General features: G+C 70.9%; 1 protein-coding gene. It reads left to right on the top strand.

Annotated features, from left to right (window positions below; all coding sequences use genetic code 11):
- A partial coding sequence (locus TY51_RS18915; RefSeq protein WP_304413111.1) for an IucA/IucC family siderophore biosynthesis protein occupies positions 1 to 1244 on the top strand: 1244 nt, incomplete at both ends.

Raw genomic sequence — 1244 nt, 5'->3', positions numbered from 1 at the left:
CGCATCCGCGGGCTGATCCGGCACGGGCCGGAAGGATCGCGGACCATCGACCCGGCGATGGCGCTGTCCCTGATTTTGCACCGTCTGACCCGCGATCACGGTCCCACTGGCGCCGCGCTCGCCCGCCGCGTCCGCGCCAGCCGCCACCGGATCGCCACGATCTGCGCACATCGCCTGACGCGGCCGCAGCCTGCGCCCGACTGGCTTGCCGCCGAACAGGCGGTGATCTTCGGCCACTGGATGCACCCCTGCCCCAAGGCGCTGTCCAGCATGTCCCCGCCAGAGGAGCGCGCGATGACCCCCGACTGGTGCGGCGCGGTGCGTTTTGTCGGGCTGTCGGTGCGCGCCGACCTGATCGCGGGCACCGATCCGGACCGCATCCGCGATCTGCCGGGAATGGATGTCGACCCCGGACCGGGGCGCATCCTGCTGCCCGCGCATCCGCTGACATGGGACCGTGCCCGCCGCGATCCGGCCATCGCCGCGCTGGTGGCGCAGGGTGATATCCGCGAACTGGGCCCGGTGGGTCCGGCGTGGTGGGCGACCTCCTCGGTGCGGACGCTGTGGCGCGGGGACAGCCCGTGGCAGATCAAGGTTTCGCTGCCCGTGACGATCACGAATTCCCAGCGTGTGAACAAGCATCACGAACTGTTGGCGGGTGCGGCGATGACGGCGCGCATCGCCGCGCTGCACGGGCGGTTCGGTCCGCTGCGGCTGGTCGACGATCCGCACTGGCTGACGCTGTCCCTGCCCGGCCGCCCGGAATCCGGGCTGGAGGTGATCCTGCGCCGCAACCCGTGGCGCGGGACACGCGGAGGGCAGGTGATGCAGGTCGCGGGACTGGTGGCGGAACCTCTGCCAGGGCGGCCGTCGATGCTGGCGCAGGTCATGGCGGGGCATGACCCGGCCGCGTGGTTCGACGCCTATCTGGACTGCGCGGTCGCCCCCCTGCTGCGCCTGTACGACGCGACCGGCATCGCGGTCGAGGCGCATCAGCAGAACGCCCTTCTGGACCTGTCCCTGGGCCTGCCCCGCCGCTGCGATATCCGCGACAACCAGGGGTTCTATGTTGCCGACGACATGGCCTGCGCCGAACTGCGCGCCATCCCCCAGTTGGTCTATCCCCGCGCCGAGGCCGAGGACGCCCTGACCTATTCACTGATCGTGAACCAGGTCTTTGGCGTGATCCACCGCATGGCGCTGGACGGGATCTGGTCGGAAGGCCGCGCCCTGTCGGCGCTTGC

The organism is Paracoccus sp. PAMC 22219, assembly GCF_000787695.1.
GTDB lineage: Bacteria > Pseudomonadota > Alphaproteobacteria > Rhodobacterales > Rhodobacteraceae > Paracoccus.
Note: the sequence above shows the minus strand (reverse complement) of the source record. Positions and strands in the feature narration are given on the sequence as shown.